The organism is Calidithermus timidus DSM 17022, from assembly GCF_000373205.1.
Taxonomy (GTDB): Bacteria; Deinococcota; Deinococci; order Deinococcales; family Thermaceae; genus Calidithermus; species Calidithermus timidus.
In genome coordinates, this window is sequence record NZ_KB890688.1 from 1 (window position 1) to 21,513 (window position 21,513).

The 21,513-nt window shown below is 66.9% G+C and carries 22 protein-coding genes and 1 tRNA gene; 17 read left to right on the top strand and 6 right to left on the bottom strand.

What is annotated here, in order from left to right; genetic code table 11:
• Positions 1 to 48: 48 nt before the first annotated feature.
• From B047_RS0103200 to B047_RS0103215, 4 genes are all read left to right on the top strand, one after another.
• Positions 49 to 124 (top strand) — tRNA-Gly (locus B047_RS0103200).
• Between the two features lie 87 nt (positions 125 to 211).
• Positions 212 to 700 (top strand): 5-(carboxyamino)imidazole ribonucleotide mutase, encoded by a 489-nt coding sequence (gene purE, locus B047_RS0103205; RefSeq protein WP_026234535.1) that lies wholly within the window; start codon positions 212 to 214, stop codon positions 698 to 700.
• A gap of 83 nt (positions 701 to 783) precedes the next feature.
• Entirely contained in the window at positions 784 to 1,869 is a 1,086-nt protein-coding gene (locus tag B047_RS16160; RefSeq protein ID WP_018465512.1) for a 5-(carboxyamino)imidazole ribonucleotide synthase, read from the top strand.
• Between the two features lie 3 nt (positions 1,870 to 1,872).
• A complete protein-coding gene (locus B047_RS0103215; protein ID WP_018465513.1) occupies positions 1,873 to 3,039 on the top strand; it encodes a trans-sulfuration enzyme family protein in 1,167 nt (388 codons plus the stop codon).
• 224 nt (positions 3,040 to 3,263) lie between these two features.
• On the opposite strand, the gene hemL is transcribed toward B047_RS0103215, so the two are convergent.
• From hemL to hemA, 6 genes are read right to left on the bottom strand one after another with little or no spacing between them, the layout of a single operon-like run.
• Positions 3,264 to 4,565 carry a glutamate-1-semialdehyde 2,1-aminomutase gene (gene hemL / locus B047_RS0103220; RefSeq protein ID WP_018465514.1) on the bottom strand — a complete coding sequence of 434 codons (1,302 nt, stop codon included), beginning with the start codon at positions 4,563 to 4,565 and terminating at the stop codon, positions 3,264 to 3,266.
• A 60-nt stretch (positions 4,566 to 4,625) separates the two neighbouring features.
• Positions 4,626 to 5,684 carry a uroporphyrinogen decarboxylase gene (gene hemE / locus B047_RS0103225; RefSeq protein ID WP_018465515.1) on the bottom strand — a complete coding sequence of 353 codons (1,059 nt, stop codon included), beginning with the start codon at positions 5,682 to 5,684 and terminating at the stop codon, positions 4,626 to 4,628.
• Positions 5,685 to 5,687: 3 nt separating this feature from the next.
• Complete coding sequence (gene hemB, locus B047_RS0103230; RefSeq protein WP_026234536.1) at positions 5,688 to 6,665, bottom strand: porphobilinogen synthase; 978 nt, start codon at positions 6,663 to 6,665, stop codon at positions 5,688 to 5,690.
• A gap of 1 nt (position 6,666) precedes the next feature.
• Entirely contained in the window at positions 6,667 to 7,416 is a 750-nt protein-coding gene (locus B047_RS16165) for a uroporphyrinogen-III synthase (RefSeq protein ID WP_018465517.1), read from the bottom strand.
• Positions 7,407 to 8,324 (bottom strand): hydroxymethylbilane synthase, encoded by a 918-nt coding sequence (hemC, locus tag B047_RS0103240; protein ID WP_018465518.1) that lies wholly within the window; start codon positions 8,322 to 8,324, stop codon positions 7,407 to 7,409. The genes B047_RS16165 and hemC overlap by 10 nt, the downstream gene beginning before the upstream one ends.
• Positions 8,321 to 9,580, bottom strand: coding sequence for a glutamyl-tRNA reductase (hemA, locus tag B047_RS0103245; protein WP_018465519.1), 1,260 nt, complete (start codon positions 9,578 to 9,580; stop codon positions 8,321 to 8,323). The genes hemC and hemA overlap by 4 nt, the downstream gene beginning before the upstream one ends.
• A 254-nt stretch (positions 9,581 to 9,834) precedes the next feature.
• On the opposite strand from hemA, the gene B047_RS0103250 reads away from it, so the two are divergent.
• From B047_RS0103250 to nuoK, 13 genes are all read left to right on the top strand, one after another.
• Entirely contained in the window at positions 9,835 to 10,152 is a 318-nt protein-coding gene (locus B047_RS0103250; protein WP_084784923.1) for a TFIIB-type zinc ribbon-containing protein, read from the top strand.
• A gap of 380 nt (positions 10,153 to 10,532) precedes the next feature.
• Positions 10,533 to 11,678 (top strand): phenylacetate--CoA ligase family protein, encoded by a 1,146-nt coding sequence (locus tag B047_RS0103255; protein WP_018465521.1) that lies wholly within the window; start codon positions 10,533 to 10,535, stop codon positions 11,676 to 11,678.
• 225 nt (positions 11,679 to 11,903) lie between these two features.
• A complete protein-coding gene (locus tag B047_RS0103260) occupies positions 11,904 to 12,269 on the top strand; it encodes an NADH-quinone oxidoreductase subunit A (protein WP_040779149.1) in 366 nt (121 codons plus the stop codon).
• Positions 12,270 to 12,317: 48 nt separating this feature from the next.
• Positions 12,318 to 12,857, top strand: coding sequence for a NuoB/complex I 20 kDa subunit family protein (locus B047_RS0103265; RefSeq protein WP_026234537.1), 540 nt, complete (start codon positions 12,318 to 12,320; stop codon positions 12,855 to 12,857).
• A gap of 9 nt (positions 12,858 to 12,866) precedes the next feature.
• Positions 12,867 to 13,523, top strand: a complete 657-nt coding sequence (locus tag B047_RS0103270; RefSeq protein ID WP_018465524.1) for an NADH-quinone oxidoreductase subunit C — start codon at positions 12,867 to 12,869, stop codon at positions 13,521 to 13,523.
• 95 nt (positions 13,524 to 13,618) lie between these two features.
• Positions 13,619 to 14,782: an NADH dehydrogenase (quinone) subunit D gene (gene nuoD / locus B047_RS0103275; protein WP_245533704.1), complete on the top strand. Its 1,164-nt coding sequence runs from the start codon at positions 13,619 to 13,621 to the stop codon at positions 14,780 to 14,782.
• Positions 14,783 to 14,841: 59 nt separating this feature from the next.
• Positions 14,842 to 15,393 carry an NADH-quinone oxidoreductase subunit NuoE family protein gene (locus B047_RS0103280; protein ID WP_018465526.1) on the top strand — a complete coding sequence of 184 codons (552 nt, stop codon included), beginning with the start codon at positions 14,842 to 14,844 and terminating at the stop codon, positions 15,391 to 15,393.
• Complete coding sequence (nuoF, locus tag B047_RS0103285; RefSeq protein WP_018465527.1) at positions 15,390 to 16,709, top strand: NADH-quinone oxidoreductase subunit NuoF; 1,320 nt, start codon at positions 15,390 to 15,392, stop codon at positions 16,707 to 16,709. The genes B047_RS0103280 and nuoF overlap by 4 nt, the downstream gene beginning before the upstream one ends.
• A gap of 12 nt (positions 16,710 to 16,721) precedes the next feature.
• A complete protein-coding gene (locus B047_RS0103290) occupies positions 16,722 to 19,094 on the top strand; it encodes an NADH-quinone oxidoreductase subunit G (protein WP_026234539.1) in 2,373 nt (790 codons plus the stop codon).
• Positions 19,087 to 20,085 (top strand): NADH-quinone oxidoreductase subunit NuoH, encoded by a 999-nt coding sequence (nuoH, locus tag B047_RS16170; protein WP_040779152.1) that lies wholly within the window; start codon positions 19,087 to 19,089, stop codon positions 20,083 to 20,085. The genes B047_RS0103290 and nuoH overlap by 8 nt, the downstream gene beginning before the upstream one ends.
• Positions 20,082 to 20,681: an NADH-quinone oxidoreductase subunit NuoI gene (nuoI, locus tag B047_RS16175; protein WP_040779155.1), complete on the top strand. Its 600-nt coding sequence runs from the start codon at positions 20,082 to 20,084 to the stop codon at positions 20,679 to 20,681. The genes nuoH and nuoI overlap by 4 nt, the downstream gene beginning before the upstream one ends.
• On the top strand, positions 20,678 to 21,226 hold the full coding sequence (locus B047_RS0103305; protein WP_018465531.1) for an NADH-quinone oxidoreductase subunit J family protein: 549 nt from the start codon (positions 20,678 to 20,680) through the stop codon (positions 21,224 to 21,226). Before nuoI ends, B047_RS0103305 begins: the two co-directional genes overlap by 4 nt.
• Entirely contained in the window at positions 21,223 to 21,513 is a 291-nt protein-coding gene (gene nuoK / locus B047_RS0103310; RefSeq protein ID WP_018465532.1) for an NADH-quinone oxidoreductase subunit NuoK, read from the top strand. Before B047_RS0103305 ends, nuoK begins: the two co-directional genes overlap by 4 nt.

Here is a 21,513-nt window from a genome sequence, read left to right on the forward strand (position 1 = left end):
CTATCGGCTGTAAACTGAATGCGGTGTGCAGTGCGAGGCACTGCCCGCGCGGGAGTAGCTCAGTTGGTAGAGCACAACCTTGCCAAGGTTGGGGTCGCGAGTTCGAGTCTCGTCTCCCGCTCCACTTTTCTGTCCGGTCATCTTCATCTCCGCCACCCAGACCCCTGGGTGGCTTTTTGTTTTGAAGGTCTCTACTGGTACAATCCCCTTCATGCTCCCATTGGTCGGCGTGATTATGGGCTCGAGGTCGGACTGGGAAACCATGCGGCATGCAGTGGAGACCCTCGAGCGTCTCCGGATTCCCTACGAGACCAGGGTGGTCTCGGCCCACCGCACACCGGACCTGTTGTTTGAGTACGCACAGACTGCCGAGGCGCGGGGACTCGAGGTGATCATTGCGGGGGCGGGAGGGGCGGCCCATCTGCCCGGCATGACGGCCTCTAAAACCACCCTTCCGGTTCTGGGGGTGCCGGTTCAATCCAGGGCCCTCAATGGCCTGGACTCTTTGCTCTCGATCGTACAGATGCCCGCGGGCATTCCCGTGGGAACCCTGGCCATTGGAGCAGCAGGAGCGGTCAATGCGGCTTTGCTGGCGGCCAGCATCTTGGGCAATAAGTATCCAGAGGTGGCTCAGGCTCTGAGGGAATTTCGGGCCCGACAGACGGCAGACGTGCTCGAGCACGCTGACCCGAGGCTCTGAGGAAACCCCGAGACCTGTACCTCCAGCCAGGCGGTTCGGGATCGCCTCCAACTGGCCAGCCCCATGGGGTAGACTGCCTTTTCGTGATCGGGGTCTTAGGGGCTGGACAGTTGGGCCGGATGTTGGCGCTGGCGGGCTACCCGCTGGGCCAGCGCTTCCGTTTTTTTGACACCGTCGAGGGGGCTGTGGCTGGGCACTTGGCCGAGTTGCGGGTGGGGGCTTATGACGACCTCCAAGCCCTTGCCCGCTTTGCGGAGGGCCTCGAGCTCGTGACCTACGAGTTTGAGAACGTACCCGTGGCTGCCGCCCGCTCCCTGGCCGAGCGCGTGCCGGTCTTCCCGCCGCCGCAGGCGCTGGAGGCCGCCCAGGACCGGCTGGTGGAGAAGACCTTCTTTCAGAGCCTGGGCATCCCCACCCCGCCCTTCTACCCGGTACTCACCCGCGCCGACCTGCTGCAGGGCGTCGAGTGTACCGGCTTTCCCTGCGTGCTCAAGACCCGCACCCTGGGCTACGACGGCAAGGGGCAGCGGGTGCTGCGCGGACCGGAGGACGTGGAGGGGGCTTGGGACGGACTGGGCGGGCAGCCGCTGATCCTCGAGGGCTTCGTGCCCTTCGAGCGCGAGCTCTCGATCCTGGCCGTACGGGGGCGGAGCGGCGAACTGGCCTTCTATCCGCTGGTCGAGAACCACCACCAAGACGGAATCCTGCGCAAGAGCCTGGCTCCTGCGCCCGGCCTGACCCTTCAGTTGCAGACCCGGGCCGAGGATTACGCCCGGCGGGTGCTGGAGCGGCTGGAGTACGTGGGCGTGCTGGCCATCGAACTCTTCGAGGTGGAGGGGGAGCTCATCGCCAACGAGATGGCCCCTCGGGTGCACAACTCGGGCCACTGGAGCCTCGAGGGCGCTGAGACCAGCCAGTTCGAGAACCATTTGCGGGCAGCGCTGGGACTGCCGCTGGGTTCGACCGCGGTGCGCGGCCACGCCGCCATGCTCAACCTCATCGGCTTTCGGCCCGACTTCGCCCGCGTGCTGGGGGTGCGGGAGGCCCACCTGCACTGGTACGGCAAGGAGGTGCGCTCGGGGCGCAAGGTAGGCCACGTCAACCTGCGGGCCGATACCTGGGAGGAACTCCAGGCGCGGTTGAGGACACTGGAGGACGCGATAGCATAGGGCATGGACCTGCTCTCCACCCTGGCGCTGCACGCCGCTGAGGCCGAGAAGCCCCTCAACGACCCGCTCTCGCTGCCCATCTACCAGTCGGCCTCCTGGACCTTCCGCGACCTCGACGAGGTGGACGCGGTGTACGAGGGGAGGCGGGCCGGGACCATCTACGGGCGCAACGGCACGCCCAACCACCGGGCGCTGGAGTCGCTGTTCGCGGCGCTGCACGCCGCCGAGGCCGCCATCGCCTGCGCCAGCGGGATGAGCGCTTTGAGCGCGGCTTTCCTGGGCTTGCTGAGGTCGGGCGACAAGGTGGTGGCCTCACAGGACCTCTACGGCAGCACCTTGGGCGTGCTGCGCGATCTGGGGCGCTTTGGGGTGCGGGTGGTGACGGTGGACCTCGCCGACTGGGAGGGGATGGGGCGCGAACTCGAGGGGGCACGGCTGCTGGTGCTCGAGACCTCCTCCAACCCCCGCCTGCGCGTCCCCGACCTGGCCCGCCTGAGCGAGCTGGCCCACCGGGCCGGGGCGAAGGTGCTGGTGGACAACACCTTCGCCTCGCCCTACCACTGCCGCCCCCTCGAGCACGGCGTGGACGTGGTGATGGAGAGCCTGACCAAGTTCATCGGCGGCCACTCCGACGCGATGCTGGGCGGGCTGGCGGGCCAGAAGGAGTTGCTCGAGCCCGTCCGGGCGGTGGCGGTGCGGATGGGCTTCGTCTCCAACCCCCACGAGTGCTGGCTGGGGGTGCGCGGGGCTCACACGCTCGAGCTACGCATGCAGCGGGCCTCGGCCAATGCGCTCGAGCTCGCCCGCTTCCTCGAGGCTCACCCCAAGGTGCGCCGCGTCCACTACCCTGGCCTGCCCTCCCACCCCGACCACGAGACGGCGAAGAGGGTGCTGAGGAACGGTTTCGGCGCGATGCTATCCTTCGAGCTCGAGCCCTCCCGCGCCGCCGTGAACGCCCTGCTGCACCACCTCGAGCACGTCCGTATGGCCTTGAGCCTGGGCGGGGCTCACACCACCCTTTCCCACCCCGCCACCAGCTCCCACCGCTTTCTCGCCCCTGCCGAACGCGAAGCCCTGGGCCTGCACGACGGCTTCCTGCGCATGTCGGTGGGGATCGAGAACCTGGAGGACTTGCGGGCAGACTTGGAGCGGGGGCTGGGGGCGGTGTGATACCAGATTCGGTCAGTTCGTTCCCATTCGGGAACGAACTGACCCGACCGAAGGGAGTGCTCTAGGATTCAAAAAGATAGCCTCTGAAGGTCTTTGGTTTGGGTGATTATCTTTTTGAATCCGGTATGAGGCAGGAAGTAGGAAGCTATCCTTTCCCAGCCCCCCTTGCTCAAGGCGTCTTGCGTTTGGCGTACGACGTAGGACGTACGACCCGCGTTCGGCTATCAGCTATCGACCATCGACCTAAACGCCCCCTCGAGCCCCTCCAGCGCCTGCGCCACCACGTCGGGCGTGTGGGCCGCCGAGGTGAAGCCGGCCTCGAACTGCGAGGGGGCGAGGTAGACGCCGCGCTCGAGGGCGGCGTGGAAGAACTTGGCGTAGCGCTGTACGTCGCTGGTCTTGGCCGAGGCGTAGTCGTTCACGGGCTCTTCGGCGAAGAAGAAGCCGAACATGGTGCCGGCTTGGTCGGCCTGGAGGGGAATTCCGGCCCGCCGGGCCAGGTTGGCGATGCCCTCGATGAGGGTGCGGGCGGCTTCGGCGGCGGCTTCAAACACGCCGGGGCGGGACCACTCCTCCAGCGTTGCGATCCCGGCGGCCATCGCCAGGGGGTTGCCGGAGAGGGTCCCGGCCTGGTACATGGGGCCCGCCGGGGCCACCCACTGCATGATCTCCCGTCGTCCGCCGTAGGCCCCCACCGGCAGGCCCCCGCCGATCACCTTGCCCAGCGTGGTGAGGTCGGGCTGGACACCGTAGTGGGCCTGGGCTCCGCCCAGCGCTACGCGGAAGCCGGTCATCACCTCGTCGAAGATCAAGAGGGCGCCGTGCTCGCGGGTCAGGCGGCGCAGGCCCTCGAGGTAGCCCGCCTTGGGACGCACCAGGCCCATGTTGCCCGCGACGGGCTCGAGGATCACCGCCGCGATCTGTTCGGGGAAGCGGGCGAAGAGCTCCTCGAGGGCACCCAGGTCGTTGAAGGGGAGGGTCAGGGTATCCTGGGCCGCGCCGCTGGGGACGCCGGGGCTGTCGGGGAGGCCCAAGGTAGCCACGCCGGAACCGGCCTGCACCAGCAGCATGTCGCCGTGGCCGTGGTAGTGGCCGGAGAACTTCACGATCTTGTCGCGCTTGGTGAAAGCCCGCGCCAGCCGCAGGGCGCTCATGGTGGCCTCGGTGCCGCTGTTGACGAAGCGCAGCATCTCCACGCCGGGCATCAGCTCGGTGACTTTGCGGGCTAAGCGGGTCTCGAGCTCGGTCGGCGCGCCGTAGCTGGTGCCGAGCTCGGCCTGAGCCTGCACGGCCCTCACCACCGCCTCGGGGGCGTGGCCCAGCACCAGCGGGCCCCAACTCATCACGAAGTCGATGTAGCGGTTGCCGTCCACGTCCCACAGGTAGGGGCCTTTGGCTTTTGCGATGAACACGGGGGTCCCGCCCACCCCGCGGAAGGCCCGCACGGGCGAGTTGACCCCGCCGGGGATGAAGCGCTGGGCTTCTTCGAACAGCGTCTTGGAGCGTTCGTGGCTGAGTTTAGTCATAGTCGAGGGTCAAGGGTCTGGGGCCGAGGTGTATTGCGTTTGGCGCAGGACGTACGATCTTCACCGCACAACCCCCTTCGCGCTGAACTCGTGCACGAAGTCGGCCAGGCGGGCTACGTTGTCGGGTGGGGTCTGGGGCAGGATGCCGTGGCCGAGGTTGAAGATGTGGCCCGCGCGGCCTGCGGCCTCCTCGAGCACCGCCTTAGCCTGCCGCTGTAGCTCTTCCCAGGGAGCCTGGAGGAGGAGGGGCTCGAGGTTGCCCTGGATGGCCCGGTCGTGACCGATCTGGGCCCAGGCCTCGTCGAGGCCGATGCGCCAGTCCACGCCCACCACGTCGCTGCCTAGGGCGCTGATGGTGCGCAGCAAGGTTCCGGTGCCGGTGCTGAAGTAGATCACCGGCACCCCGCTCTCGCGGGCGGCGGCGATGAGGCGGGCGTTGTAGGGGGCCACAAATCGGGCGTAGTCGCGGGGAGAGAGCGTCCCGGCCCAGGAATCGAAGATCTGCAGCGCGGCACACCCGGCTTCGGCCTGGAAGAGCAGGTAGTCCTCGAGCACGTGCACGAGCTTGTCCATCAGGCTGGCCCAGGCCTCGGGCTGGTGGTACATCAGCCGCTTGGTCTTCTCGTAGTTGCGGCTGCCCCCGCCCTCGAGGGCATAGCTGGCGAGGGTGAAGGGTGCGCCCACGAAGCCGATGAGTGGTAGGCCGCGCCCGTCGAGCTCGGCGGTGACGAGCCGGATGGCTTGGGCGGTATAGGGCATGGCCTCGGCGGCGGGGGGGGTCATGAGCCCTGCGATGTCGGCCAGGCTGGTGATGGGGTTGCCGATCACCGGACCCTTGCCCTCCACGAAGTCGAGCTCGAGGCCCATCCCCATCAGCGGCGTCAGGATGTCGTTGAAGAGGATGGCCGCGTCGAGGTCGAAGGCCTTGATGGGCTGCAGGGTGATCTCGGCGGCCAGCGCGGGGTCTTGGATGGCCTCCAGCATGGTGGTCTTGGCGCGCAGGGCGCGGTACTCGGGCATGTAGCGCCCGGCCTGGCGCATGAACCACACCGGCGTGGCGTCGGTGGGCTCGAGGCGTACCGCCTTGAGGAAGCGGGAGTTGCGTACGGACTCGTTCATGCTTCAGCCCTCGCGCAGCCAGCGGGCAGCGTCCTTGGCGTGGTAGGTCAGGATCAGGTCGGCCCCGGCGCGCTTGAAGGCGGTGAGGGTCTCGAGCACCACCCGCCGTTCGTCGAGCCAGCCGTTGAGGGCGGCGGCCTTGACCATGCTGTACTCTCCCGAGACGTTGTAGGCGGCCAGGGGCAGGTCGAAACTCTCGCGTACGCGGCGCAGCACGTCGAGGTAGGGCAGGCCCGGCTTGACCATCAGCACATCGGCCCCCTCTTCCACGTCGAGGCGGGCCTCGCGCAGGGCTTCGCGGGCGTTGGCAGGGTCCATCTGGTAGGAGTGGCGGTCGCCGAAGGCGGGGGCGCTATCGGCGGCTTCGCGGAAGGGACCGTAGAAGCCGCTGGCGTACTTCACCGCGTAGGACATCACCCCCGTCATGCCGAAGCCCTCCCGGTCGAGCGCAGAGCGGATGGTGGCGACCATCCCGTCCACCATCCCGCTAGGCGCCACGATGTCGGCCCCAGCCCGGGCGTGAGAGACCACCACCTTATCCAAGATCTCGAGCGTGGCGTCGTTGTCGAAGCGGCCCTCGCGGATGACGAAGCAGTGGCCATGGTCGGTGTACTCGCACAAGCACACGTCGGTGATCACCACGAGCTCGGGCACCGCCTTCTTGATGGCTTGGATGGCCTGCTGCACGATGCCGTCCGGGGCGAAGTTCTCCAGGCCGATGGGGTCTTTGTGCTGGGGGAGCCCGAAGAGGATCACCGCGGGGATGCCCAGGCCGTAGACCTCCTGGGCCTCGGCCACGGCCTCGTCGACCGAGAGGTTGAACACCCCCGGCATCGAGCCGATCTCGCGGCGCACACCCTGCCCGTGCACCACAAAAAGGGGATAGATGAAGTCGTCGGGGGCGAGGGGAGTCTCGCGCACCATCCGGCGTAGGGTTGCGCTGGCCCGCAGGCGGCGCATGCGTTGAGCAGGAAAGGGCATCCTAAGCGACCTCCGTGAACACTTTCTCCAGCGCCTCGAGCAATCCCGTGGCGCTCTGGGCGTCGGCTACGCAGTCTACTCCCAGCCCGCACTCCCGCGCAGCCTGGGCTGTGGTGGGGCCGATGCAGACGACCTTGGGTGGGACGATGCCGGGGGCCAAGGCCACCCAGCCCCGCACGCTCGAGGGGCTGGCGAACACCGCGGCATCGAAGCCTTTGCGCAGCGCGGCCAGGGCCTCGGGGCGGGGCTGGCCCAGGATGGTCCGGTAGACCGGGATGCGCTCGACGAAGGCCCGCGCGGCCTTGAGGCCCTCGAAGAGCTCGTCACGGGCTCCCTCGGCCACCAGCAGCAGGAAACGTCCTCCGGCCAGGGGACCCAAGGCGCGCAAGGCCTCGAGCAGGCCCTCAGCGCTGGACTTCTGGGCGATCAAGTCGGCCTTGAGGCCATAGGGCTCGAGGGCTGCAGCCGTGGCCTGCCCCACCACCCCGATGCGAAGGCTCGGGGCGAGCGCCAGCCCGGCTGCGGCCAGGTACTCCAGGCCGTAGCGCACCCCATTGGCGCTGGTAAACAGCAGCCAGTCGTAGTGGCGGAGGTGCTGGGGGGCGGGCTGGGAGGGGCTGGGCGGGATGGCCTCGGTGGCGAGGGTGGGGAAGAGGATGGGGATGGCCCCGGCTTGAAGGAGCTTCGCCCGCAGCTCCCCGCTTTGCTCGGGGGGGCGGGTGATCACCACCCGCTTGCCCTTCAGGCCCACGCCCCCTCCAGCAACTCCGCCGCCCCCTGGGCCAGCACGGCCTTGGCCAAGGCGGCTCCCAGACGCTCGGGGTCGTCGCCCTGTAGGATGTGGGTGATCGACTGGCTTCCGTCGGGCCGCAGCACGCGCCCCCTCAGGCGCAGCAGGCCGCCCTCCTCGACCGCCAGCGCCCCTACCGGCAGGCTGCAACCCGAGCCCAAGGTGCGCAGGAAGGCCCGCTCGGCCTCCACGGCCCGGCGGGTGGGCCGGTGGTCTAGAGGCCGCAAGAGCTCGAGCACCGCCTCGTCCCCGGCGCGGGCCTGCACCGCCAGCGCCCCCTGGGCGGGCGCGGGGAGCACCACCTCGGGCGGGAGGATTTCGGTGACCTGGCCCTGCAAACCCAGGCGCTCGAGTCCGGCCAGCGCCAGCAGGATGGCGTCGTAGGGGCCGTCGGGGTCGAGGGCCTTCTGGATGCGGGTGGGCACGTTGCCGCGCAGGCCCTCGACGCGCAAATCCGGGCGGGCGGCCCGGAGCTGGGCCGCCCGGCGCGGGCTGCTGGTGCCCACGGTAGCGCCGCGGGGCAACTCGTTCAGCCGGAGTCCACTGCGGCTGATGAGGGCCTCCAGAGGCGAAGCCCGCTCGGGGATGGCTCCCAGGACAAAGCGGGGATCGGGCTCGGTGGGCAGGTCCTTGAGGCTGTGCACCGCCAGGTCGGCCTCGCCGCGCTCGAGCGCGGCCTCGAGTTCGGCGGTGAAAAGCCCCTTTCCCCCGATCTCGGGCAGCGCTTTCTCCAACTCGCGGTCGCCGCGGGTGCTCAGGGTGAGCAACCCGACCTCGAGGCCGGGGTGCAGCTCGCGCAGCCGCTGGGCGATGTGCTCGGATTGCCACAGGGCCAGCCGGCTGGCTCGGGTGCCGATGATCAGCTTCATTTCCTCTCCAGCTCGAACAAGGCCTGTAGGGCCTGCCGGTAGGGCTCGGCCTCCCCCCGCTCGGCCAGTTCGCGCAGCCGGGTCAGGGGCTGGTGCAGCAGCTTCTGGATGAGCCGGTGGGTCACCCGCTCGGCCACAGCCCGCTCGGCGGGGGGGAGGGCCATGAGCTCGGCCTGGCGAAGCTCCTCGAAACGCTTGCGCAAGGCCTGCACGGTGGGCACCACTGCGCGGGCCTCGAGCCAGCCCGCGAAAGCGTTCAGCCCCTCTTCTACGATCCGCTCGGCTTGAGGGATGGCGGCCTGGCGCTCGGCCCGGTGAACGCGGAGGATGGTCTCGAGGTCGTCGAGGGTGTGCAGCCGCAGGCCCAGCTCGGCCACCGAGGGATGGATGCTGCGGGGCAGGGATAGGTCGAAGAGGGCCAGGGGTTTCTCGCTGCCGCCTAGCTGCTCGGGCCACAGCAGCGGTTTTGGCACGCTCACCGCCGAGATCACGAAGTCGGCATGGGACAGGACCTGGTCGATGGCCTCGAGCCCGATGGCCTCGGCATCGGCCAGCTCGGCCAGCAGACTGGCCCGCTCGAGCGTGCGGTTAGCGACCCAGATCGCGCCGAAGCGGGCGCGCTCCAGGCTCAGCAGGGCCGAGCGGGCCATGCTGCCCGCCCCGATGATCAGCACCGCGGGTGAGCTCAGGGTGGCCGCCTCGTGGTTGAGCATGCGGGCTACCAGGCTGCTGTGGGAGAGAACGCCATCACCCAGGGTGGTCTCGTGCCGCACCCGCTTGCCGGTGTGCAGGGCCTGCTGCAGCAGCCTCGAGAGCACCGGCCCCAGGCTGCCGATCTCCTGGGCAAGCTCGAGCATCTGTCGCACCTGCCCTAAGATCTCGCTTTCGCCCAGCACCTGCGAGTCCAGCCCGGCGGCCACGCGCAGCAGGTGCTCCTGCGCGTCGCGGTCCTCGAGCGCGTAACCGTGATGGCTGAAGTCGCGCCGGCTTACCTGGACGTGATCCAGCAGCCCCAGCAGGGTGTTGAGGTCCATCTCTGCTCCGCCCACGCCGTAGAGTTCGGTGCGGTTGCAGGTGGAGAGCACGGCGACTTCTTGCAGGCCGGCGGGAGGGTTTTCTCTGGCCCTGAGCAGGATTTGAGCCTGCGCGGGCTTGGAGAGCACGTAGCGTTCACGCACCTCCAGCCGCGCCGAGGCGTGATTGATCCCTACGCACAGCAGGCGCGGGCGATTGGAAAGGGAGTGGGACAGGCTCATGGGCGATGGATTCAGGGTAAGGGTGAAACGCTAAGGTCTCCGTAAAGCCAACTACCCCAGCACAGACTATGCAACCACAAATCCAGGGCAAGGACATTAGTCCCGCCTCGAGGCCTCAGGGGTATGCCAGGTTCGTGACCCCTGCACGAGAAAACTTTACTCACCAGGGTAACGCAAAACCCCGGCATGAACCAGGGGCGACCCCCTGGTCTGTGTCGAGGCCCTTGCTGCAGTATTGAAGGCGGAGGTAAGCGATGCCCCTACTCACCTGCCCCGTTCCGGGATGCGAATCAGGCATGAACGAGGTCGTGCGCAATGGAGTCCACATCGACGTGTGCCCCAAGTGCCGGGGTGTCTGGCTTGATCCGGGCGAGATGGAACGCCTGCTGGGCCAGGTGCGCGAGTACGAGCGGGAGTACGAGGCCGAACTCGAGGCCTACCGCCAGCAGGACCCTCGCTACCGTCAGAGCTCCGAATACCGCCGCACCCACGATACCGATCACGGCTACGACGACTACAAGCGGCGGCGCAGGAAGAGCAAGCTCGAGCAGCTCTTCGACCTTTTCGACTAAGTACAGCGCCGTAGAGACACCTGTACCCCGTAGCGATCAGCACCCCCTCCCCTAGCAGGGGAGGGGGCATTGGTTATACCGGATTCCAAAAGATACTCTGCAAAACCAAAACCCAGAGCACACCCCTCCCTGACGGTCGACCGCCCCGCCAGGGCGGGGCGGCGTCACCGAATGGAGACGAACTAACCGAATCTGGCATTAGATGGCAGTAGGGATGTACTTGTACAGGCATTTATGCGCCTGTGCCAGAGGCCCTTTGCTGGATTTTCACCGGCAAACTCACCAGTGCGGCTGCTTTCGCTGTGGGGGCAGGCCATTCGCACCAGGCCACAAAGCCATGGCCTTTCCTGCGTATAATCGGCCCACAAAAGGAGCCAAGCATGAACCGTCTCGAGCGACTGCGCCAAGTCATCGCCGCTGCCCAGCGGCATCCCGTGTACGCCCAGCGCCTGAAGGGGCTGGATGCCCAGAATTTCACGCTCGAGGGCCTCAGCCAGGTGCCCCCGGTGACCCGCCAGGAGTGGATTGCCTACCTCCAGGCCAACCCGCACCCACCCCAGGGCGCGGCCCTGATGCACCTCACCCCCAGTCCGGCTATGGGCTGGATGCCCGAGTACCTTGGTGCCGAGGATGTGGAGTACCAGGCCCAAGCCCTCGCTGGTCAGATGCGACGGCTGGGCGTGGGAGGTAAGAGGGCTTTGGTGACCTTTGGCTACCACATCTTCGCCGGCGGCTGGCTCTTCCATGAGGCCCTGCAGCGCGCCGGGGCCATGGTGCTGCCGCACGGTCCCGGCGACGCCGAGCGCATCGCCCAGCTTCAGCAGCAATACGGCTTTGAAGTCCTGGTCTGCAACCCTTCCTTCGCCATGAAGATCGCCCGAGCTGGGGGGCGCTTCGAGCTGCTGCTGGCTGGGGGTGAGCCCTTCACCAGTGTGCCGGGCTACCGCGAGCAGCTCGAGGCGGCGATCGGTGGCGTGGCCGTGGACGCTTACGGAACCTCCGAGCTCGGCGTGGTGGCCGGGGAGGGCCTGGAGAAAAAGGGCCTGGTGGAGATCCCCGAGATGGCCATCATCGAGGTGCTCGACCCCGAGACCCTCGAGCCCACCCCCGACGGCGAGAAGGGCGAATTGGTGGTCACGGCGCTCTCGCGCACCCTGATGCCCATGATCCGTTTCCGCACGGGCGACCTGGCCATAGTCCAGCGGGCCAATGGGCAAACCGTGCTACCCAGAGGGGTGATTGGCCGCACCGACCTGATGGTCAAGGTCAAGGGGGTCAAGCTCTACCCCACCGAACTCGCCCCCCTGCTGATGGCCTTCGGCCTTGACCCCCGCAGCGGGGGAGCCCAGGTGGTGGTGGAGCGGGGCGAAGGCGGCACCGACCGGCTCTACCTGCGGCTCAAGGCGGCGGCGGTCCCACCGGGCCTCGAGGAGGCCCTGCGCCGGGCCACCGGCCTCAAGTTCGACGGGCTCGAGGCCGACCCGGCGCTGGAAGGGCCGCCGCTGGTGGATAAGCGCTTTGAGTGAGGGAAGCGTTGAGTCGATAACCTTCTCCGCGCGGGGAGGGGCTATCCTCCAGACCCCTTGCTGGGCGTTTAGCGCTCGGCATCCTGTATACGACCAGCCATTGCAACCCCCTACGGCTTGTGGGGTGCATGTGAAGGTGTAAACTAGGCCAGATAAAAACGCGTAGTGTTCTCGGTTTGCATTTGATCATGTGAACTGAGGCACGAGCGAGGAGGCAAGAAGCGGATGACAGCGTCACCTAGCAGTGAATACCTGGCGGTGGTGGTCTATATCGCCGTCGCGCTAGCTATCGGCATCCTGGCGGTGGTGGTAGGAGCGGTGCTGGGCCCGAAGAAGCCGGGCCGCGCCAAACTGATGCCCTACGAGTCGGGCAACGATCCCGCTGGGGAGGTCAAGCGCTTCCCCGTGCATTTTTATGCCGTGGCCATGCTCTTCATCATCTTCGACGTGGAAGTAGCTTTTCTGTGGCCTTACGCGGTGAGCGCCGGGTCTTTGGGGATCGCGGGCTTCTTGGGCTTGCTGGTCTTCACCGTGCTGCTGTTCGTGGGCTTCGTCTACGAGTGGTGGAAGGGCGTGATGAGGTGGCGCTAGGCGCTTTCTTCTCGCCTATGACCTAAGGCGCTTCCCGGAGGAAACCGAATGCCGACGATTGCAGATTTGTTCAGCAAAGACGTGCAGGAGCTCGAGAACGAGGGCATCCTGTTCACTACCTTGGAGAAGCTGGTGGCCTGGGGGCGCTCCAACAGCTTGTGGCCGGCGACATTTGGCCTGGCCTGCTGCGCCATCGAGATGATGGCCTCCACCGACGCCCGTAACGACCTCAGTCGCTTCGGCTCCGAGGTCTTCCGGGCCTCGCCCCGCCAGGCCGACGTGATGATCGTAGCCGGGCGCCTCTCCAAGAAGATGGCCCCGGTGATGCGGCGGGTCTACGACCAGATGCCCGACCCTAAGTGGGTCATCAGCATGGGGGCCTGTGCGAGCTCGGGAGGCATGTTCAACAACTATGCCATCGTGCAGAACGTCGATAGCGTGGTTCCGGTGGACGTGTATGTGCCCGGCTGTCCGCCCCGTCCCGAGGCCCTGATCTACGCGGTGATGCAACTTCAGAAGAAGATCCGGGGCCAGGCCCGCGACGACCTGGGGCGCAGGCTGCCTCCGGTCGAAGCCTGGAAGCGCTAAGGAGGAGTGATGCAGCGATTGCAGCAGGTGCTCGAGCAGGCCAAGAACCACGGCTGGCCGGTGGAGCAGGCTCATGGCAACACCTGGGTCACTCTGCCCCGCACCCTCTTCAAGACCCAGATGGAGGCCTGGAAGACCCAGGGCTTCAACTACCTCGCCGACATCGTCGGCATCGATTACCTGAAGTACCCCGAGAAGAAGACGGAGCGTTTTTGCGTGGTCTATGAGCTGGTGTCGCTGCCGGGCTACAAGAGTGGCGACGGCAGCCGCTTCTTCGTGCGGGTATTCGTCCCCGAGAGCAATCCGGTGCTGCCCACGCTCAGCGATCTCTGGATGGGGGCCGACTTCCTCGAACGTGAGGTCTACGACATGTTCGGCATCAAGTTCGAGGGTCACCCGGACCTGCGCAAGATCCTCACCCCCGAAGACCTCGAGGGCTTCCCCTTGCGCAAGGACTTCCCGCTGGGCGAGACCCCCACCCTCTTCAAGGAAGGCCGCTTCATCGACCCCGACGCCTTCCGGGCCGGGCTCTCCGGCGACAAAGCCGGCATGACCGGCTGGCGTGGGGGTAGCCGCAAGGGCTATCGGGACGTTTTCGAGGAGATCCAGAAGGCGAACGAAGGGCCCGCAGCCCTACACCAAGCGGCGAAGGAAGGGGGTAACTGATGCTCAAAGAACCCATCCGCCCCGACGACGAGCTGCACTCTAAGACCAGCTTCGGCGCCGACATCCAGGGCGCGCCCGAGCTGAAGTCGGAGATCATGACCCTCAACGTCGGGCCGCAGCACCCTTCCACCCACGGCGTACTGCGCGTGGTGGTGGACCTCTCGGGCGAGCAGATCCTGCGCCTGACCCCCCACATCGGCTACCTGCACACCGGCTTCGAGAAGAACATGGAGAACCGTACCTATACGCAGTGCATCACCTACACCCCGCGTATGGACTACCTCCATTCCTTCGCCCACGATCTGGCCTATGCCCTGGCCGTGGAGAAGCTGGTAGGGGCCGAGGTCCCCCCCAGGGCCCAGGTCATCCGGGTGATGCTCAACGAACTCTCCCGCATCGCTTCCCACCTGGTGTTCTTGGGCACGGGCCTATTGGACTTCGGCGCGCTCACGCCCTTCTTCTATGCCTTCCGTGAGCGCGAAGCGCTGCTCGACCTCTTCGAGTGGGTCTCGGGGCAGCGCTTCCACCACAACTACATCCGCATCGGCGGCCTCAAGGAGGACCTGCCAGAGGAGTTCCTCGGCGAGGTCAAGAAGTTCCTCGCCGTCATGCCCTACCGCATCGACGAGTACGAGAAGCTCTTCCGTGAGAGCCCCATCTTCTACGAGCGGGCTAAGGGAGTGGCGGTGATCCCGGCTGAGGACGCCATCAACCTCTCGCTTACCGGCGGGAGCTTGCGGGCCAGCGGCGTGAACTACGACGTGCGCAAGGCCTACCCCTACGCCGGCTACGAGAGCTACAACTTCGACGTGCCCGTGCTCCAGGGCGGCGACGTCTACGACCGCATGGTCATCCGCATCCTCGAGATGCGCGAGTCGGTCAAGATCATCCGCCAGGCCGTGGAGCGGCTCGAGGGCCTCGGTCCCGGCCCCATCCGCGACCCCAACCCGCAGATCTCCCTGCCGCCCAGGGAATTGCTGGAGACCTCGATGGAGGCGGTGATCTACCACTTCAAGCTGGTGACCGAGGGCTTCCACCCGGCTTTGGGCGAGGTCTACGTGCCCACCGAGAGCGCCCGCGGCGAGCTGGGCTACTACATCGTCTCCGACGGTGGCTCGATGCCCTACCGCGTCAAGGTACGCGCCCCCAGCTTCGTCAACCTGCAGTCGCTCTCCTACGCCTGCAGGGGTGTGCAGGTGGCCGACATGGTGGCGGTGATCGCTTCGCTCGACCCGGTGATGGGGGACGTGGATCGGTGAGTCTTAGGTCCTGCGTGGGTGCTGAGCGCGTGGGACGTAAGACCTAAGACGGAGGCAAAATGGGATTCTTCGACGACAAACAGGATTGGCTGGCTGAGGTCTTCGGCCAGTACCCCGAGCGCCGCGCGGCCTTGATGCCCCTGCTGCGCCGGGTTCAACAGGATGAGGGTTGGATCAGCCCCGAGCGCCAGGAGGAGATCGCGCGATTGGTAGGTACCACCGCCACCGAGGTGGCCGGGGTGATGAGCTTTTACAGCTACTACCAGGCCCTGCCCACCGGCAAGTACCACATCCAGGTCTGCGCCACGCTCTCCTGCGCCATCGCCGGGGCCGACGAGCTGTGGGATGAGCTGGTAAATGAGCTGCAGATCCTGCGCGGAGACGTGAGCGACGACGGGCTCTTCAGCATTCAGAAGGTGGAGTGCCTGGGCTCGTGCCACACCGCGCCGGTGATCCAGATCAACGACGAGCCCTACGTTGAGTGCGTGACCAAGGCCCGCCTGCGCGCCCTGTTGGAGGGGCTGCGCCAGGGCAAGCGCTTGGAGGAGATTCAGCTCCCCGGCAAGGTCGGGCACGTGGTGCACAACCGGGGTGACGAGGTGGGTGCATGAGCAACGGACCCATTGTCTCGGGCAAGGATCCCCGCTTCGAGGTGACGCTGTACAAGCACGTGGGCAAGGACCAATCCTGGACGCTGGACTATTACCTCGAGCACGGCGGTTACCAGGCCATTCAGAAGGCCATTGCCATGGGCCAGGACGCGGTGATCGAGGAGGTCAAGCGCTCCGGGTTGCGCGGACGCGGGGGAGCGGGCTTCCCTACCGGCCTCAAGTGGAGCTTCATGCCCAAGAACACCGGCAAGCAGCACTACATCGTCTGCAACGCCGACGAGAGTGAGCCGGGCAGCTTCAAAGACCGCTACCTCCTCGAGGACGACCCCCACCAGCTCATCGAGGGCATGATGATCGCGGGGCTCGCCATCCAAGCCACCAAGGGCTACATCTACATCCGCGGCGAGTACCGCCGGGCCTACGACCGCGTGGTGGCGGCTATCAAGGAGGCCCGCGAGCGCGGCTACTTAGGCCAGAACCTCTTCGGCACCTCCTTCGAGTTCGACCTCTACGTGCACCGGGGGGCTGGGGCCTATATCTGCGGTGAGGAGACGGCGCTGATGAACTCCTTGGAGGGCCTGCGGGCCAACCCCCGCATGAAGCCGCCCTTCCCGGCCCAGGCCGGGCTGTGGGGCAAGCCCACGACCATCAACAACGTCGAATCGCTGTGCAGCGTGGTGCACATCATCCAGCGCGGGGCCGATTGGTTCGCCAGCATGGGCACCGAGAAGTCGAAGGGCCACAAGCTCTTCCAGGTCTCGGGGCCCTTCAAGCGCCCCGGCGTGTACGAGTTGCCGCTGGGCACCACCTTCCGCGAACTGCTCTACGACTGGGCCGGGGGGCCTACCGAGCCCATCCAGGCCATCATCCCCGGCGGCTCCTCCTGCCCGCCGCTGCCCTGGAATGACGAGGTCCTCGACACCCCCATGGACTACGAGTCCATCGCGGCCAAGGGCTCGCTGCTGGGCACGGGTGGGGTCATCGGCATCCCCGCCAGCATGAGCATGGTGGACGCGATGTGGAACGTGACCCGCTTTTACGGCCACGAGTCCTGCGGCAAGTGCACCCCCTGCCGCGAGGGGGTCTCGGGCTGGATGGTGCGCCTGTTCGAGAAGATGGGCACCGGGCAGGGGGAAAAGGGCGACGTGGAGTTGCTGGAGGACCTCTTGAACCAGATCGAGGGGCGTTCCTTCTGCGCCCTGGCCGACGCGGCCTGCTGGCCGGTGCGCGGCAGCCTCAAGCACTTCCGCGAGCAGTTCGTGGACGTGGTGGAGAACAAGAAGGCGCTCGAGCGGGTGGGAAGCCGCTGGGCCTGATTGGGGTGACGGATGGCTAAAGTGACTGTAAACGATCGCGTGATCGAGGTTCCCAACGGAACCTCCGCCATGGACGCGATATTCCACGCGGGCTACGACGTGCCGCTGTTCTGCGCCGAGAAGCACCTCTCGCCGGTGGGGGCTTGTCGGATGTGCCTGGTACGCACCGGCAGCCCGCGCAAGGGGCCCGATGGCAACTGGATTCTCGACGAGAAGGGCAACCCCAAGATCTTCTGGATGCCCAAGCTGGTCGCCTCGTGCATCACGGCGGTGACCGATGGCATGGTGATCGACACCCTCTCCGACGAGGTCAAGCACGCCCAGTCGGGCATGGTCGAGCTCACCCTCTTCAACCATCCCCTCGACTGCCCCACCTGCGACAAGGGCGGGGCCTGCGAGCTGCAAGACCGCACGGTGGAGTACGGGCTGGTGGAGAAGTTCTATCACCCCAATCCCATGGAACTTCCCATGTACACCCGCTACGAGATGACCCGCAGGCACGTGGACAAGCACCACTCGCTCTCGGAGTTCATCGTGCTCGACCGCGAACGCTGCATCCACTGCAAGCGCTGCGTGCGCTACTTCGAGGAGGTCCCTGGCGACGAGGTGCTCGACTTCATCGAGCGCGGGGTGCACACCTTCATCAACACCGAAGACGACGGGCTGCCCTCCAACTTCACCGGCAACATCGTGGATATCTGCCCGGTGGGTGCGCTGCTGGACCAGACCGCCCGCTTCCGCGCACGCAACTGGGAGTACGACTCCACCGAGACCACCTCCTTAGACGACGCCTCGGGGGCGGGGATCATCGTCGATACCCGCAGCGGGGTGCTCGAGCGCATCCGCGCCGCCGAGCGCCGTGAGGTCAACGAGACCTGGATCTCCGACGCCGCCCGCTTCGGCCACGAGTGGGTGAGCCAGGACCGCCTCACCCGCCCGCTGGTGCGCCGCGACGGTAAGCTGGTGGAGGCCAGTTGGGAGGAGGCCCTCGCCGCCATCAGGGCTGGGCTGGCCGGGGTTGCCAAGCACGAGATCGGCCTTTACCTCGGCGGCAACGCCACCCTCGAGGAGGGTCTGGCCGCCGTGGAGCTGGCCGAGGCGCTGGGCACCCCTCACCGCGACTTCCAGGGCCGCACCAACAGCCCCGCCACCGCCTTCCCCGCCACCACCTTCGCCGAGCTGCTGGACGCCGGTTTCGTGCTGGTGCTGGGTGATCCCAGCGAAGAGGCCCCCACCGTTCACCTGCGCCTGTCGGAGTTCAGCCGGGGGCTCAAGCCCGCCGCTGCGCTCAACCACGGCACGCCCTTCGCCGACCTCAACATCAAGGAGCGCATGGAGCGCCGTCTGGAGAAGATGGCCCTCTTCAGCGCCTATCCCGCTCGGTTGGCCAAGTGGGCTTTTGCCTCGGGGGTGCACGCGCCGGGGGCTGAGGCCGCGCTGCTGACCGCCCTGCTGGGCCAGAGCCAGGCCGTGCCCGACGGCGTCAGCCCCGAGGCCGTCGCCTGGACCCGGCAGAGGCTCGAGGCCGGCAAGGCCGTGATCGTGCTGGGCGCGGCTGTGCTCAACGACCCGCTGGCCGCGGCCAAAGCCAGGGCTCTGGCCGAGAAGTACGGGGCCAAGGTGATGTGCATGACCCCGGCGGCCAACGCGCGGGGCCTGGAGTCGCTGGGCCTCTACCCTGGCAAGGGCGGCGTGGGTTGGACCGAAAGCGGCCTTAAGGCCGCCTACTACGGCTTCCTTCCCACCGAGGAGCAGCTCAAGGCCACCGGCTTCCGGGTGCTGCACCTGACCCACTTGAGCCCCCTGGCCGAGCGCTACGCCGACGTGGTGCTGCCCAACCAGACCGCCTACGAGAAGCGCGGCCAGACCGTCAACCTCGAGGGCCGGGTATTGCCCGTAGAGCCCGCGGCCATCAACAACGGCGAAGCCGACGGCGCGGTGGCCGCGCTGGCCCTGCTGGCCGAAGCCGCGGGCCTCAAGCCCCCGGTACGGCTGCTGCGCCAGGCCGCTAAGACCCTGCACGACCAGTACAAGCTTCCCCCCCTGGGCAGCCTGTGGGCGGGCAAGGCCGCCAGCTTCAGCAGCCCGGCCTCTGCGGGTTCGCTCTACCTGCGCCCCAGCATGTGGCGGCGCGAGCAGCTGGTAGGGGCGGTGGCCAAGGTGGTGCAGGTCTGCCTGGAAGCCAGTCCCGAGACCGCGCGGGAAAACGGTCTCATCGACGGCGCGGTGGTCGAGGTCGAGAGCCCGGTGGGGCTCGAGCGGGCCACCGTCCGGGTTGTGGAGGGCCTGCCCGCGGGGGTAATGTATCTGCCTGCCTTGGGGGCCTGGTCGGGTCGCAGTCTGGCGGCCCGGGTGCTGGCTCCGGTGGAGGGTGCGCATGACTGATCCGTTGTGGATGGTCGGCATCAAGGCCTTTTTGGTGGTGTTCGGCCTGCTGACCGCATTCGCCTACATGACCCTGATCGAGCGCCGCCTGCTGGCGCGCTTCCAGGTGCGCTGGGGTCCCAACCGGGTGGGGCCGATGGGCCTGTTGCAACCCCTGGCCGACGCCATCAAGTCGATCCTCAAAGAAGACATCGTGCCCACCAAGGCCGACAAAGTGGTCTTCGTGCTGGCCCCCGTCATCGCCATCACTTTTGCGCTGGTGGGCTTCGGCTTGATCCCCTTCGGCCCTGAGGGCGCCTTCTTCGGCTTCGACCCTTGGGTGATCAACCTCGACGTGGGCATCCTCTACCTCTTCGCCGTGAGCGAGATGGCGGTCTATGGCATCTTCCTGGCCGGATGGGCTTCGAATTCCAAGTACTCGCTGCTGGGTTCGCTGCGCTCCTCGGCGGCCCTGATCTCCTACGAGCTGGCTTTGGGCATGAGCCTCTTGGCCCCGGTGATGCTGGTGGGCTCCTTGAACTTGCAGGACATCGTGGAGTGGCAGGACAAGCACGTCTGGTTGATCCTGCCGATGTTCCCGGCCTTCGTGCTCTTCACCATCGCCTCGATGGCCGAGGCCGCCCGCACCCCCTTCGACCTGCCCGAAGCCGAGCAGGAGCTGGTGGGTGGCTACAGCACCGAGTACGCTTCGATCAAGTGGGCGCTGTTCCAGATGGCCGAGTACGTGCACCTCATCACCGCCTCGGCGCTGATCCCCACCATCTACCTGGGTGGCTGGAAGATGCCGGGCTTCATCCCCGACATCCCCTACTTGTGGATGTTCCTCAAGATCGCGCTGTTTTTGTTCTTCTTCATTTGGATCCGCGCCACTTGGTTCCGTCTGCGCTACGACCAGCTCATGCGCTTTGGCTGGGGCCGGTTGTTCCCGGCGGCGCTGGTGTGGTTTTTGGTGGTGGCCTTCTACGTGGCGCTCAACGGAGGTAAAGCATGAGCCTGACTGCATTGGCCCAGAGCCTGGGGATCACCCTCAAGGCGCTGTTCTCCAAGCCGGTGACGGTCTCCTACCCCGAGGCCCCGGTGGCCCTCAAGCCGCGCTTCCACGGGCGGCATGTGCTTACCCGTCACCCCAACGGCCTCGAGAAGTGCATCGGCTGTAGCCTGTGCGCGGCGGCCTGCCCGGCCTATGCCATCTACGTCGAGGCTGCGGAGAACGACCCCGAAAACCCCGTGAGTGCGGGCGAGCGCTACGCCAAGGTCTACGAGATCAACATGCTGCGCTGCATCTTCTGTGGCCTTTGCGAGGAAGCCTGCCCTACCGGCGCGGTGGTGATGGGCTACGACTTCGAGATGGCCGACTACCGCTACTCCGACTTCGTCTACTCCAAGCAGGACATGCTCGTCGAGGTGCAAGGCACCAAGCCCCAACGCCGCGAGGCCTCCTACACCGGCAAGCCGATCAGGCGGGGCTACGCGGTGCCCTACGTGCGACCCGAACTCGAGGGCCTCGACGCGCCGAAGGCCAAAGACCCCAGCTACACCTCCATCGCGCGGCAGCTAGGGATAGACAAAGCGGGAGGGGAGAGATGAGCTTCGCCGAGCTGCTCGCCGCGGCCTTGCTGATCCTTAGCGCCTTGGTGGTGGTGCGCACCTCCAACGCCGTTCACGCTGCGCTGGCCCTCATCGCCAACTTCCTGGTGATCGCCGCGGTCTACGTGGGGCTCGAGGCCCGCTTCGTGGCCATGACCCAGGTCATCGTCTACGCCGGGGCCATCGTGGTGCTGTTCCTCTTCGTGATCATGCTGCTCTCGGCGGCGCAGGCCAACGTGGGCAAGGACCTCCTGCCGGGGCTTCAGATCCCGGCCATATTGGGTTCCGTCGCGCTGGCAGGGGTGCTGGTCTACGCCCTCGGCCGCTTCAGCGCTCCCGCCAACCCCGGCGTTCTGAACGGGGGATTGCCCCAGGCCCTGGGGCCGCTGCTGTACACTCCCGAGAAATGGCTCTACGCCCTGCTGCTGGTGGGCTTCTTGCTGCTGGTGGCCACCATCGCCGCGGTGGTGCTGGTGGAGCCTGAGCGCATCGTGCCGGAGGCCAGTAAGCCCGCCTCCGAGGAGAAGGAGTTGGTAGGACGATGAGCTGGCTGGTGGTTTCTGCCCTGCTCTTCGCCATCGGGGCCTACGGGGTGCTCTCGAGGCGCACCGCGATTTTGGTGTTTCTCTCCATCGAGCTCATGCTCAACGCCGCCAACCTGGCCCTCATCGCCTTCGCCAGGCAGTGGGGCAGCCTAGAGGCCCAGGTGGTGACGCTCTTCGTCATCGCCATCGCCGCTGCCGAGGTGGCGGTGGGGCTGGGGCTGATCGTGGCCATCTTCCGCCGCCGGGAGACCACCGGTGTCGATGAGCTGAGGGGGTTGAGGGGCTAA